We start from the raw sequence: 13,439 nt of genomic DNA on the forward strand, positions 1-13,439 counted from the left end.
ATGGATAAACTGATTATTACTGGCGGCGTTCGTCTTGATGGCGAAATCCGCATTTCCGGGGCAAAGAACTCTGCCCTGCCGATTCTTGCTGCAACGTTGCTGGCCGATGGGCCGGTGACAGTGTGCAACCTGCCGCACCTGCACGACATCACCACCATGATCGAGCTGTTCGGGCGCATGGGCATTGAGCCTGTGATCGACGAAAAGCTTAGCGTTGAAATCGACGCGCGCACCATCAAGACCCTGATCGCCCCGTACGAATTGGTGAAAACCATGCGTGCTTCGATTCTGGTGCTGGGTCCGATGGTTGCTCGTTTCGGCGAAGCAGAAGTGGCGTTGCCTGGTGGTTGCGCCATCGGCTCGCGTCCGGTCGATTTGCACATCCGTGGCCTTGAAGCCATGGGCGCGACCATCGACGTCGAAGGCGGCTACATCAAAGCGAAGGCGCCAGAAGGCGGCCTGCGTGGAGCGAACTTCTTCTTTGATACCGTCAGCGTGACCGGTACCGAAAACATCATGATGGCAGCCAGTCTGGCCAACGGCCGTAGCGTGTTGCAGAACGCTGCCCGTGAACCGGAAGTGGTCGACCTGGCCAACTGCCTGATCGCCATGGGTGCGAACATCACCGGCGCGGGCACTGACACCATCACCATCGATGGCGTTAAGCGCTTGCACGGTGCCACCTATAAAGTGATGCCTGACCGCATCGAGACCGGCACTTACCTGGTAGCGGCGGCGGCCACTGGCGGTCGCGTCAAGCTCAAGGACACCGATCCAACCATTCTGGAAGCTGTGTTGCTCAAGCTCCAGGAAGCGGGCGCTGAAGTCACTACTGGCGCTGACTGGATCGAACTGAACATGCACGGCAAGCGGCCTAAAGCCGTGAACCTGCGCACCGCACCCTACCCGGCGTTCCCGACCGATATGCAGGCGCAGTTCGTTGCGCTGAACGCTATCGCCGAAGGCACCGGTGCCGTGATTGAAACGGTCTTCGAAAACCGTTTCATGCACGTCTATGAGATGCAACGCATGGGCGCACAGATCCTGGTTGAAGGTAATACCGCGGTCGTGACCGGTGTTGATCTACTCAAAGGCGCGCCCGTCATGGCGACCGACCTGCGTGCTTCGGCCAGCTTGGTGATCGCAGCATTGGTTGCTCAGGGCGACACGTTGATCGATCGCATTTACCACATTGACCGTGGTTATGAATGCATCGAAGAAAAACTGCAGATGCTCGGCGCCAAGATCCGTCGCGTTCCGGGCTAGGGCCTGCGTACTGATCGTTCTGCACTAATGTCCTGGACCTGAATTCGTTCAGCGCAGGACACGTGAGGCACACGGATGTGCCCGATTGCTAAGGACCTACGTTTCCCATGTTAACCATCGCACTGTCCAAGGGCCGCATTCTTGACGACACCCTGCCGCTTCTCGCTGAAGCAGGCATTGTGCCGACCGAGAATCCGGACAAAAGCCGCAAGCTGATTATCCCCACGACTCAGGCAGATGTACGCCTGCTGATCGTGCGCGCCACCGATGTGCCAACGTATGTCGAACATGGCGCCGCCGACCTGGGCGTTGCCGGTAAAGATGTGCTGATGGAATACGGCGGCCAGGGCCTCTACGAGCCACTGGACCTGCAAATTGCCCAGTGCCGTCTGATGACTGCCGGTGCCATTGGCGCGATTGAGCCAAAAGGCCGTCTGCGTGTGGCGACCAAGTTCGTCAACGTTGCCAAGCGTTACTACGCCGAGCAAGGCCGTCAGGTCGATATCATCAAGCTCTATGGCTCGATGGAACTCGCTCCCCTGATCGGTTTGGCCGACAAAATCATCGACGTTGTCGACACCGGCAACACGCTGCGTGCCAACGGCCTCGAACCCCAGGAGCTGATTGCAACTATCAGTTCGCGTCTGGTGGTGAACAAGGCTTCGATGAAGATGCAACATGCGCGCATTCAGGCGCTGATCGATACGCTGCGTAAAGCAGTTGAGTCGCGACACCGCGGCTGATCCACCTGCGCGACGTTAAGTCGCGCCCATCTATCCGTGTCATAGCCAAATTTCTCAGGTGCCCGCGCGGATGGCTTGGTAGCTTAGGGCGATCACGCCCACCCGGCACCTGAGCAAATCGCCAATTATTGAGGCTTCGCTATGACCGCTTCCACTGCAATACGCCGACTTGATGCTGCTGACTCAGACTTTGCACGCCATCTGGATCATCTGCTGAGCTGGGAAAGTGTGTCTGACGACTCAGTTAATGAGCGTGTACTCGACATCATCAAGGCTGTGCGTGAGCGTGGTGACGCGGCGCTGGTGGAATTCACTCAGCGTTTCGACGGGCTTGAAGTGGCCACCATGGCAGAGCTGATTCTGCCCCGCGAGCGCCTGGAGCTGGCCCTGACCCGCATCACTGCTGCGCAACGCGAAGCGCTGGAAAAAGCCGCCGACCGCGTGCGCATCTACCACGAAAAGCAAAAACAGGACTCCTGGACCTACACCGAAGCCGACGGCACGGTGCTGGGCCAGAAGGTCACGCCTTTGGACCGTGCAGGTCTGTATGTGCCCGGTGGCAAGGCGTCTTATCCGTCATCGGTATTGATGAATGCGATTCCGGCCAAAGTGGCTGGCGTGGCCGAAGTGGTCATGGTCGTACCGACGCCTCGTGGCGAAATCAATGAGCTGGTCCTCGCGGCGGCCTGCATTGCGGGTGTTGATCGCGTGTTCACCATCGGCGGCGCTCAGGCAGTGGCCGCGCTGGCCTATGGCACCGAAAGCGTACCCAAGGTCGATAAAGTCGTCGGCCCTGGCAACATCTATGTTGCCACCGCCAAGCGTCACGTCTTCGGCCAGGTCGGCATCGACATGATCGCCGGTCCTTCAGAAATTCTGGTGGTGTGCGATGGCCTGACAGATCCGGACTGGATCGCCATGGACCTGTTCTCCCAAGCCGAGCACGACGAAGACGCTCAGGCGATTCTGGTCAGCCCGGATGCCGAGTTCCTCGACAAAGTGGCGGCGAGTATCGCCAGGTTAATGCCGACCATGGAGCGCGCCGAGATCATCAAGACCTCGATCACCAGCCGTGGCGCCCTGATCAAAGTGGCCGACATGCAGCAGGCCATTGAAGTGGCCAACCGTATTGCCCCGGAACACCTTGAGTTGTCGGTGGCCGATCCTGAAGCCTGGTTGCCGCAGATTCGCCATGCGGGTGCGATCTTCATGGGGCGTCACACCAGCGAAGCGCTGGGCGATTACTGCGCCGGTCCGAACCACGTATTGCCGACCTCCGGCACCGCGCGTTTCTCGTCACCGCTGGGGGTGTATGACTTCCAGAAACGTTCGTCGATCATTTATTGCTCGGAACAAGGTGCTTCCGAGTTGGGCAAAACGGCCTCGGTGTTGGCGCGCGGTGAGTCCCTGACCGCCCATGCCCGTAGCGCCGAATACCGGATCGTCGACAGCAAAGAACAGGAAAAAAAAGCATGAGCAAATTCTGGAGTCCTTTCGTCAGCGGTCTGGTGCCTTATGTGCCGGGCGAGCAGCCTAAGTTGACCAAGCTGACCAAGCTCAACACCAACGAAAACCCGTACGGGCCATCGCCAAAAGCACTGGCGGCGATGCGCGCTGAGCTGTCCGACGACCTGCGCCTGTACCCGGACCCGAACAGCGACCTGCTTAAGCAGGCGGTTGCCAGGTATTACGGCGTACAGGGCAATCAAGTATTCCTCGGCAATGGCTCCGATGAAGTGCTGGCCCACGCATTCAACGCGTTTTTCAAGCACGATCTACCCCTGCTTTTTCCGGATATCAGCTACAGCTTCTATCCGGTATATTGCGGTTTATACGGGATTGATTTCACTGCGGTGCCGCTGGACGAGCACTTCCAGATTCGTCTTGAGGATTACGCGCAGCCTAACAGCGGCGTCATTTTCCCTAATCCGAATGCGCCAACCGGTTGCCTGCTGGCGCTGGACGCCATTGAGCAGTTGCTCAAGGCCAATACCGAATCGGTAGTGGTGGTGGACGAGGCATACATCGACTTTGGTGGCCAAACCGCGATCAGTCTGGTGGACCGTTACCCGAACCTGCTGGTCACGCAAACCCTGTCCAAGTCGCGTTCGCTGGCTGGGCTGCGGGTGGGCTTGGCGGTGGGGCATCCGGATCTGATCGAGGCGTTGGAGCGGGTCAAGAACAGCTTCAACTCTTATCCACTGGATCGCTTGGCGATTGTCGGTGCGGCCGCTGCGTTTGAAGACTGTGAGTATTTCGACGCCACCTGCAAGGCAGTTATCGACAGTCGTGACGCGTTGGTCGAGCAGTTGAAGGGCAAGGGTTTCGACGTATTGCCTTCAGCGGCCAACTTCATCTTCGCGCGTCACCCGAAGCATGACGCAGCGGGGCTGGCGGCCAGGTTGAGGGAGCAGGGCGTTATCGTTCGGCACTTTAAACAAGAACGCATCGCGCAGTTCCTGCGGATCAGCATTGGTACGCCAGAGCAGAATCAGGCGTTGCTCGAGGGGTTGGGCGAGCTCTGATTTATAAGGTTTGCTAGAAAAGCCGTGGAAGCGAACTCATTCGCTCCCACGGTCTAGCTGATTTACCGCGTTATTCTTCTGTTGCTGGCTTCGTCAGCGGCGGCGGACGCAAGCCGACTTCAGCGGTCAGCTTGATATCCTTACCGTTGCGCATTACCTCAATGTCGATTTTGTCGCTTGGCTTGGTGCGCGCTACCTGATTCATCGAACGCCGACCATCGCCGGCAGGTTCGCCGTTGATGCTCAGGATCACGTCGCCGAGTTGCAGACCCGCTTTTTGCGCCGGGCCGTCCTGGAAAATGCCGGCCACCACAATGCCTGGGCGGTCTTTCAAGCCGAAAGACTCGGCCAGGTCCTGGGTCAGTGGTTGAACTTCGATCCCTAGCCAGCCGCGAATCACCTGGCCGTGCTCAATGATTGCTTTCATCACCTCCAGCGCCAGTTTGGTCGGGATCGCAAAGCCTATGCCTTGCGAACCGCCGGACTTGGAGAAAATCGCCGTGTTGATCCCGGTCAGATTACCGGCGGCATCCACCAACGCCCCGCCGGAGTTGCCGGGGTTAATCGCCGCATCGGTCTGGATGAAGTCTTCGTACGTATTGAGGCCCAGTTGATTGCGCCCAGTGGCACTGATGATGCCCATGGTCACGGTCTGGCCGACCCCAAACGGGTTGCCGATTGCCAGCGCGACGTCGCCGATACGGATGTTGTCCGAGAGGGCGATGGTGATCGCGGGCAGATTCTTCAGGTCTATTTTCAGGACTGCCAGATCGGTCTCGGGGTCGCTGCCGATCACCCGGGCCAATGTTTCACGACCATCCTTGAGTGCCACCACGATCTGATCAGCGCCAGCGGTCACGTGGTTGTTGGTCAGCAGGTAGCCTTCCGGGCTCATGATTACGGCTGAGCCGAGGCTCGACTCCATACGCCGCTGTTTGGGCAGGTTGTCTCCGAAGAAGCGTCTAAATTGCGGGTCTTCGAACAGTGGGTGATTCGACTTGTTGACCACTTTGGTCGTGTACAGGTTGGCCACGGCAGGTGCTGCGATGATAACCGCATCGGCATAGGACACCGGACCCTTCTGCACCGTAGACGACTGCGGCGCCTGTTGCAGATTGACGTCTTGGCTAGGCAACCCCACCCATTGCGGGTAGCGCTGAATAACCAGCAGAGCGATGAGCACGCCAGCCAGCAATGGCCAGCCGAAGAAACGCAGTGCCTTGAGCATTGAGCAAAGTCCTGATGATTGCCAAGCGCAGCAGCTTTTTGCCTGAGCTGCGCCATAATGGCGGGCATTATACGAGTACCGAGCAGCGCTGAACTGCATATTTAGGAGTCTTTTATGGCTGTTGCCCTGAGCACCCTGGTCGAGGAAGCGGACCGCTATCTGAGCAGCTCGCGGATCCAGGATTATTGCCCCAACGGATTGCAAGTCGAGGGCCGTCCGCAAGTGATGAGGATCGTCAGCGGTGTCACTGCCAGTCAGGCCTTGCTCGATGCCGCGGTCGAGGCTCAGGCAGATTTGATTCTGGTGCATCACGGCTACTTCTGGAAGGGCGAGAATCCTTGCGTCACGGGCATCAAGCAGCGTCGCCTGAAAACGTTGCTCAAGCATGACATTAGCTTGTTGGCTTACCACCTGCCGCTGGACCTGCACCCCGAAGTCGGGAATAACGTGCAACTGGCTCGCCAGCTGGACATCACCGTCGAAGGCCCTCTGGATCCGGACAATCCGCGCATCGTCGGGCTGGTGGGTTCGTTGGCCGAGCCTGTGACGCCCCGTGACTTCGCCCGGCGAGTGCAGGACGCGCTGGGTCGAGAGCCGTTGCTGATCGAAGGCAGCAAAATGATTCGTCGGGTCGGGTGGTGCTCCGGGGGTGGTCAGGGTTATATCGATCAGGGTGTGCTGGCCGGTGTCGATCTGTACCTCAGTGGCGAGGCATCGGAGCAGACGTTTCATAGCGCGCGGGAAAACGACATCAGTTTTATCGCCGCCGGTCACCACGCCACCGAGCGCTATGGTGTTCAAGCGCTGGGGGATTATTTGGCGCGACGCTTTGCACTGGAGCATCTGTTCATCGATTGTCCTAATCCGATTTGAAGACCCAAACGAGGCGATCTATTCATAGAACGTTTCGATCTAGCTGGCCCCCTGAATAGAAGCAGGCGCTGTGCTAGAGTGCCCTGCTCGAACACGGCCCGCTGGCCGTCCATCCGTACGTTTTCGTGAGTAGCTATGGTCGACAAACTGACGCATCTGAAACAGCTGGAGGCGGAAAGCATCCACATCATCCGCGAGGTCGCCGCCGAGTTTGATAACCCGGTGATGCTGTACTCCGTCGGTAAAGATTCCGCCGTAATGCTGCACTTGGCGCGTAAAGCGTTCTTCCCGGGAAAATTGCCGTTTCCGGTGATGCATGTCGATACCCGGTGGAAGTTCAAGGAAATGTACAGCTTCCGCGACCGTATGGTCGAAGAACTGGGCCTGGATCTGATCGTGCACGTCAATCCGGACGGCGTGGCGCAGGGTATCAGCCCTCTGACTCACGGCAGCTCCAAACACACCGATATCATGAAGACCGAAGGCCTCAAACAGGCCCTCGACAAATACGGCTTCGATGCCGCGTTTGGTGGTGCTCGCCGCGATGAAGAGAAGTCTCGCGCCAAAGAGCGTGTGTATTCCTTCCGTGACAGCAAGCATCGTTGGGACCCGAAGAACCAGCGTCCCGAGCTGTGGAACGTGTACAACGGCAAGGTCAACAAGGGCGAGTCGATCCGGGTATTCCCGCTGTCGAACTGGACCGAGCTGGATATCTGGCAGTACATCTACCTCGAAGGCATCCCGATCGTACCGCTGTATTTTGCGGCCGAGCGTGATGTGATCGAGATGAATGGCACCCTGGTCATGATCGACGACGAGCGTCTCCTGAACCACCTCAGCGATGAGGACAAGGCGCGTATCGTCAAGAAGAAAGTGCGTTTCCGTACACTCGGCGACTACCCGTTAACGGGCGCGGTTGAGTCCGAGGCGACCAGCCTCACGGATATCATTCAGGAAATGCTCCTGACGCGAACGTCCGAACGCCAGGGCCGAGTCATCGATCACGATGGCGCCGGTTCCATGGAAGACAAGAAACGTCAGGGCTATTTCTAAACAGGGTGTCTCACATGTCGCATCAATCAGAATTGATCAGCGAGGACATCCTCGCCTATCTGGGCCAGCACGAACGCAAGGAACTGCTGCGCTTCCTCACCTGCGGTAACGTCGACGACGGCAAGAGCACGCTGATCGGCCGCCTGTTGCATGACTCCAAGATGATCTACGAAGATCACCTGGAAGCCATTACCCGCGACTCGAAAAAAGTCGGCACCACCGGCGACGATATCGACCTGGCATTGCTGGTAGACGGCCTGCAGGCCGAGCGTGAGCAGGGCATCACCATCGATGTCGCGTATCGCTACTTCTCCACCGCCAAACGCAAATTCATCATTGCCGATACCCCAGGCCATGAGCAGTACACCCGCAACATGGCCACTGGTGCGTCGACTTGTGACCTGGCGATCATTCTGGTGGACGCCCGTTACGGCGTGCAGACCCAGACCCGCCGCCACAGCTTCATCGCGTCGCTGTTGGGCATCAAGCACATCGTCGTCGCCATCAACAAGATGGACCTGAAGAACTTCGATGAAGGGGTTTTCGAGTCGATCAAGGCCGATTACCTGAAGTTTGCCGATGGCATCGCGCTCAAGCCGACCACCATGCATTTCGTCCCGATGTCCGCGCTGAAGGGCGACAACGTGGTCAATCACAGCGAGCGTTCGCCGTGGTACACCGGCCAGACGCTGATGGAAATTCTCGAGACCGTAGAGTTTGCGGCGGATCGTAACTTCACCGACCTGCGTTTCCCGGTGCAGTACGTTAACCGTCCGAACCTGAACTTCCGTGGTTTCGCCGGCACCCTGGCCAGCGGCATCGTGCACAAAGGCGATGAAATCATCGTGTTGCCGTCCGGCAAGACCAGTCGGGTTAAATCCATCGTCACCTTTGATGGCGAACTGGAACACGCCGGTCCAGGCCAGGCCGTGACCCTGACCATGGAAGACGAAGTCGACATCTCCCGTGGCGACTTGCTGGTGCATGCCGACAGCATTCCGCAGATCACTGACAGCTTCGACGCGATGATGGTCTGGATGGCTGAAGAGCCAATGCTGCCGGGCAAGAAGTACGACATCAAGCGCGCCACCAGCTACGTGCAGGGTTCTGTTGCCAGCATCGCCTACAGGGTCGACGTTAACACCTTGGCCGAAGGCCCGGCCAGCGCGTTGCAACTGAATGAAATCGGTCGGGTCAAAATCAGTCTCGACAGCGCGATTGCGCTGGATGGCTATGACAGCAACCGCACCACGGGTTCTTTCATCGTTATTGATCGGTTGACCAACGGCACCGTTGCTGCGGGCATGATCATCGCTCGCCCAATCGTTGTCGGTGGTAGCCATCATGACTACAAGGCTCACGTCGCTACCGAAGAGCGAGCGCGCCGTTTCGGTCAGCAGCCTGCCACGGTATTGTTCAGCGGCTTGTCCGGCGCTGGCAAAAGCACTCTGGCCTATGCCGTGGAGCGCAAGCTGTTCGACATGGGGCGTGCGGTTTACGTGCTTGACGGCCAGAACCTGCGCCATGACCTGAACAAGGGTCTGCCGCAGGACCGTGCCGGGCGTACCGAAAACTGGAGACGTGCCGCGCATGTTGCACGTCAGTTCAACGAAGCGGGCCTGCTGACACTGGCGGCATTCGTTGCCCCGGACGCCGAAGGTCGCGAACAGGCTAAGTCACTGATCGGTGATGATCGTCTGATCACCGTTTACGTCCAGGCTTCGCCAGCGGTCTGCCGCGAGCGTGATCCGCAGGGTCTGTATGCCGCCAATGGCGACAACATCCCGGGTGAGTCCTTCGCGTATGACGTGCCATTGAATGCCGATCTGGTGATCGACACTCAATCGCTGTCACTCGACGACAGCGTCAAGCAAGTCCTGGAACTCCTGCGCAGCCGCGGCGCGATCTGATCGCTGTCCGCTGACAAAAAGACCCTGCGAAGGCGTGATTCTTCGCAGGGTTTTTTATGGCCTGTAAGTTGTGCATCAGATGATGTTTTGTGGGTGTTAAAGCGCAAAATAATAGTCTGAGTTATCTATACATATGTATGGCCTGGGCGAGGTATTAATCTGATCAAGTGGGTGCTCAATTATTGTTTGTAGAGATAAGTATGAGTATTCAATATGTTCCGTTTCAAGGAAGTGGTTCTTCAGTATTGCCACCCAATCAGATCATGTCGCCAGGACAATTTCTGGTATCTCCGAATGGGCGTTTCCGATTGGAGTTGCAAGGCGACGGGAACTTGGTGATCAAGGATCACGGCGTGGTTGCCTAGATTGCTGACACTGGCCAACCTTATAGCAAGACTCTGTCCTCTCAAAAGAAAATGGTTGGGGCTCCGCGCTTCATTGTGAGCAACAGTGGCTTCTTGTACGACAGCCTCCGGAGCCGTACCTGGATTGCCGAGAGCAGCCACACGCGTGACAAGTCAGTCTGGTACAACAGCTATTTGGCCTTGCAGGATGACGGGAATATGGTCATCTACGACAATCGAACAGGGGCCTTATGCTGGGCTCGCTTTGGGTTTGTGCCTGGACGATCTGTGCCAAAAATATATAAAATTTTGTTTCAGTCAAAAGAGCATCCCATCTGGAGGTTTGACTTCTGGTGATTTTTCAAGGGGTACGATATTAGATGCGATTGTAGGCGTTAGCGGCGTTCGGCACACTCAGGCCTGTCAGGGTTTATGTCGCATTTAAAATCTAGGTCGGGGTCGTGTTTTTTAAACATGAAGCAGTTTCTATAGCAGTCTTCCGATACGCAGCCTGAAAGCAGTACACAGATGATGATCGTTACGATTGTTTTCATATGTCCTCCTAATTTCGGAAGAGCATAGTTTCAGGTCGAAATGTTATATAGACTCCGCAGTCCGAAAGTGTTGTAGGAAAAATCTATATCGAATCGCTGCCACTCGACAACAGCGTCAAGCAAGTTCTGGAACTGCTACGCAGCCGCGGCGCGATCTGATGGGTATGAGGCGGTGTGTCTGACACACCGCCATCGCGGACAAGGGGCTCCTACAGGTTTGCGGCACACAAAACCCTGTGAGCGTGTTTGCAACTACGCGTCCCGCCCAAATAAAAAAACCGTCGCTCGGTCAGAGCGGCGGTTTTTTGTGTTTCGAGCTCAGTTTATTTTTTCAAACCGTAATGCTCATCGAGCATGCCGGGGGCGTTCGGTGTTTTGGGCGCGTAATCCTTCGGCGCTTCTGTGGTGCGGGGTGGCGTCAGTCGGTCGCGAGGCGCTTGTGGCGCATCGGCGTGCAGGCTGGCCAGCAAGCGTTGACGTGTCACTTCGTCCAGCGCCAGGCGGTTGGCACCATCGGAGAGATGGTCCTGTACTTCCTGGAAATTCTGCGAAAGCTTGTTCACCAGGGTTGCCGTGCTGTTGAAGTGGGTAACCACTTCGTTCTGATAACTGTTGAAGCGCTCCTGAACATCATCCAGCTGACGCTGCGTGCTGTTAGGGGCGGCGTTGGGCAGCAAACGAGCGACCAGGAAACCAATGACGACGCCGACAACCAGGGCAAGCGTCGGCAACAACCAAACTGAGAGCGAGAGTTCCACGAGTCCTTCCTCTATAAACGGCTTTGCTTTACGTTAACGGCTCGAACCTGTGCTGTATACCGTGACACGCTCACGGGTATGCAAGTCACAGACTATCAGCTAGACGAGTCGACCCATTTCGAGGTCACGGAGTTCATTCTTGCTCATCCGCGAAACCCCTGTATTGATTGATGGCCCGGTAGGCCAGCTTGAAGCCCTTTACCTCGATCTTGAGGACGCCCGCGGCATGGCGCTGATCTGCCATCCTAACCCGGTGCAGGGTGGAACCATGCTCAATAAAGTCGTGTCGACGTTGCAGCGCACTGCTCGCGACGCCGGTTTGATCACCCTGCGCTTCAATTATCGCGGGGTTGGCGCCAGCGCTGGCGCACACGATATGGGCTCTGGCGAAATCGATGACGCCGAAGCCGCAGCGCAATGGTTGCGTGAGCAGCATCCTGAACTGCCGATCACGCTGTTTGGGTTCTCCTTTGGCGGCTTTGTCGCCGCCAGCCTGGGCGGACGCCTGGAAGCCAAGGGTGAGCAACTGAGTCATCTGTTCATGGTGGCTGCGGCGGTGGCGCGTCTGGGTAATGAGCATGTACTGCCGCAGAACTGCCCGCTGACCCTGATTCAGCCCGAGGCTGATGAGGTTGTCGACCCGCAAGCGGTTTACGCATGGTCCGACGCCCTTGAGCGCCCCCATGAGCTACTGAAAGTGGCAGAATGTGGGCACTTTTTTCATGGCAAGCTGACCGAGCTCAAAGAGCTGGTCCTGCCGCGCCTTTCGAATTGATTGCAGCCACAAGCGTCTGACTCCATAGGCGCCTAACCCTATAAGCGACTAGCCATGACCACTCGTATCCTGACCGGTATCACCACTTCCGGCACGCCACACCTTGGCAACTATGCCGGCGCCATCCGTCCGGCCATCGTCGCCAGCCGCCAGAGCGATGCCGATTCATTCTATTTCCTGGCCGACTACCACGCGCTGATCAAATGCGATGACCCGCTGCGCATTCAGCGCTCGCGTCTGGAAATCGCTGCAACCTGGCTGGCTTCTGGCCTGGACGTGAATCGGGTCACTTTCTATCGCCAGTCGGATATCCCGGAAATTCCTGAACTGACCTGGCTGCTGACCTGTGTCGCGGCCAAGGGGTTGCTCAACCGCGCACATGCCTACAAGGCTTCGGTGGACAAAAACGTCGAAGCCGGCGAAGACCCGGACGCAGGCATCACCATGGGCTTGTACAGCTATCCGGTGCTGATGGCCGCCGACATCCTGATGTTCAACGCGCATAAAGTGCCGGTCGGTCGTGACCAGATTCAGCACGTCGAAATGGCTCGCGACATCGGTCAGCGTTTCAACCATCTGTTCGGCAAGGGCAAGGAATTCTTTGTCATGCCCGAAGCTTTGATTGAGGAGGGCGTTGCCACGCTGCCGGGGCTGGACGGGCGCAAAATGTCCAAAAGCTACGACAACACGATCCCGTTGTTCAGTAGCCCCAAGGACATGAAAGAGGCGATCTCGCGCATCGTCACTGACTCGCGTGCGCCGGGCGAAGCCAAGGATCCTGATAATTCGCACCTGTTTACCCTCTATCAGGCCTTCGCAACGCCTGAGCAAGGCGCTGAGTTCCGTTCTGAGCTGTTGCAGGGCCTGGGTTGGGGCGACGCCAAGCAGCGCTTGTTCCAACTGCTGGAGAGCGAGCTGAGCGAGGCGCGTGAGCGCTACCACGGGTTTATGGAGCGTCCAGCCGATCTGGAAGACATTCTTCTGGCGGGTGCGGAAAAAGCGCGAAGCGTCGCAACACCGTTTCTCGGTGAGTTGCGTGAGGCGGTCGGCCTGCGTTCTTTCCGCAGCGTCGTACAAAGCGCGGACACCGGTAAGAAAAAAGCAGTGAAGGGCGCGCGCTTCGTCAGCTTCCGTGAAGATGACGGCAGTTTCCGTTTCCGGCTGCTGTCTGCCGATGGTGAGCAATTGCTGCTGTCGCGCAATTTTGCCGACGGCAAGACGGCCGGTGCTGTCAGCAAGCAGCTACAGCAAAGCGGCGAACTGGACCTGCGCAGTGAGGAAGACCGTTTTAGCGTATGGCTGGAGGGTGCTTGTGTGGCAGACAGTCCGCTGTTTTCCGACAGCGTTGCGCGTGACGCAGCCATCGAAAACCTGAAAGCGGCACTGGCCCCGCAATAGGTCTGATTGCCA

Annotated in this window: 11 protein-coding genes; 9 read left to right on the plus strand and 2 right to left on the minus strand. The window is 57.6% G+C overall.

The window, feature by feature from the left end; translation table 11 throughout:
• The 4 genes from murA (at position 1) to hisC (ending at position 4,534) form a co-directional block, all read left to right on the plus strand.
• Positions 1-1,266, plus strand: coding sequence for a UDP-N-acetylglucosamine 1-carboxyvinyltransferase (gene murA, locus ACVBEG_RS01640; RefSeq protein ID WP_219062289.1), 1,266 nt, complete (start codon positions 1-3; stop codon positions 1,264-1,266).
• 107 nt (positions 1,267-1,373) lie between these two features.
• Positions 1,374-2,009, plus strand: coding sequence for an ATP phosphoribosyltransferase (gene hisG / locus ACVBEG_RS01645; RefSeq protein WP_322181866.1), 636 nt, complete (start codon positions 1,374-1,376; stop codon positions 2,007-2,009).
• A gap of 141 nt (positions 2,010-2,150) precedes the next feature.
• The gene (gene hisD, locus ACVBEG_RS01650) at positions 2,151-3,485 is read left to right on the plus strand and encodes a histidinol dehydrogenase (protein WP_322181864.1); all 1,335 of its coding nucleotides are present in this window, start codon (positions 2,151-2,153) and stop codon (positions 3,483-3,485) included.
• Positions 3,482-4,534 (plus strand): histidinol-phosphate transaminase, encoded by a 1,053-nt coding sequence (gene hisC / locus ACVBEG_RS01655; protein ID WP_322181862.1) that lies wholly within the window; start codon positions 3,482-3,484, stop codon positions 4,532-4,534. Before hisD ends, hisC begins: the two co-directional genes overlap by 4 nt.
• A gap of 70 nt (positions 4,535-4,604) precedes the next feature.
• On the opposite strand, the gene algW is transcribed toward hisC, so the two are convergent.
• Positions 4,605-5,762, minus strand: a complete 1,158-nt coding sequence (gene algW / locus ACVBEG_RS01660) for a Do family serine endopeptidase AlgW (protein WP_322181860.1) — start codon at positions 5,760-5,762, stop codon at positions 4,605-4,607.
• Between the two features lie 114 nt (positions 5,763-5,876).
• On the opposite strand from algW, the gene ACVBEG_RS01665 reads away from it, so the two are divergent.
• The 3 genes from ACVBEG_RS01665 to cysN all read left to right on the plus strand — a co-directional run bounded on the left by ACVBEG_RS01665 (position 5,877) and on the right by cysN (position 9,598).
• Positions 5,877-6,635 carry a Nif3-like dinuclear metal center hexameric protein gene (locus ACVBEG_RS01665; RefSeq protein WP_322181857.1) on the plus strand — a complete coding sequence of 253 codons (759 nt, stop codon included), beginning with the start codon at positions 5,877-5,879 and terminating at the stop codon, positions 6,633-6,635.
• A gap of 135 nt (positions 6,636-6,770) precedes the next feature.
• The gene (gene cysD / locus ACVBEG_RS01670) at positions 6,771-7,688 is read left to right on the plus strand and encodes a sulfate adenylyltransferase subunit CysD (RefSeq protein ID WP_219062283.1); all 918 of its coding nucleotides are present in this window, start codon (positions 6,771-6,773) and stop codon (positions 7,686-7,688) included.
• A 14-nt stretch (positions 7,689-7,702) separates the two neighbouring features.
• Entirely contained in the window at positions 7,703-9,598 is a 1,896-nt protein-coding gene (gene cysN, locus ACVBEG_RS01675; RefSeq protein WP_322181854.1) for a sulfate adenylyltransferase subunit CysN, read from the plus strand.
• A 1,221-nt stretch (positions 9,599-10,819) separates the two neighbouring features.
• Here the strand turns inward: cysN and ACVBEG_RS01680 are convergent.
• On the minus strand, positions 10,820-11,254 hold the full coding sequence (locus ACVBEG_RS01680; RefSeq protein WP_322181852.1) for a YhcB family protein: 435 nt from the start codon (positions 11,252-11,254) through the stop codon (positions 10,820-10,822).
• A 139-nt stretch (positions 11,255-11,393) separates the two neighbouring features.
• Here ACVBEG_RS01680 and ACVBEG_RS01685 point away from each other — a divergent pair, with 139 nt between their 5' ends.
• Entirely contained in the window at positions 11,394-12,029 is a 636-nt protein-coding gene (locus tag ACVBEG_RS01685; protein WP_322181850.1) for an alpha/beta hydrolase, read from the plus strand.
• A 54-nt stretch (positions 12,030-12,083) separates the two neighbouring features.
• A complete protein-coding gene (locus tag ACVBEG_RS01690; RefSeq protein WP_330201041.1) occupies positions 12,084-13,427 on the plus strand; it encodes a tryptophan--tRNA ligase in 1,344 nt (447 codons plus the stop codon).
• The last annotated feature ends 12 nt before the right edge of the window (positions 13,428-13,439 follow it).

Source organism: Pseudomonas sp. GG8 (assembly GCF_052976945.1).

What these genes read in the sequence shown, in the direction of transcription:
- cysN (WP_322181854.1), top strand. Translation starts at nt 7,703, where the DNA reads ATGTCGCATCAATCAGAATTGATCAGCGAGGACATCCTCGCCTATCTG.
- cysD (WP_219062283.1), top strand. Translation starts at nt 6,771, where the DNA reads ATGGTCGACAAACTGACGCATCTGAAACAGCTGGAGGCGGAAAGCATC.
- algW (WP_322181860.1), bottom strand. Translation starts at nt 5,762, where the DNA reads ATGCTCAAGGCACTGCGTTTCTTCGGCTGGCCATTGCTGGCTGGCGTG.
- murA (WP_219062289.1), top strand. Translation starts at nt 1, where the DNA reads ATGGATAAACTGATTATTACTGGCGGCGTTCGTCTTGATGGCGAAATC.
- hisD (WP_322181864.1), top strand. Translation starts at nt 2,151, where the DNA reads ATGACCGCTTCCACTGCAATACGCCGACTTGATGCTGCTGACTCAGAC.
- hisG (WP_322181866.1), top strand. Translation starts at nt 1,374, where the DNA reads ATGTTAACCATCGCACTGTCCAAGGGCCGCATTCTTGACGACACCCTG.
- ACVBEG_RS01665 (WP_322181857.1), top strand. Translation starts at nt 5,877, where the DNA reads ATGGCTGTTGCCCTGAGCACCCTGGTCGAGGAAGCGGACCGCTATCTG.
- hisC (WP_322181862.1), top strand. Translation starts at nt 3,482, where the DNA reads ATGAGCAAATTCTGGAGTCCTTTCGTCAGCGGTCTGGTGCCTTATGTG.
- ACVBEG_RS01690 (WP_330201041.1), top strand. Translation starts at nt 12,084, where the DNA reads ATGACCACTCGTATCCTGACCGGTATCACCACTTCCGGCACGCCACAC.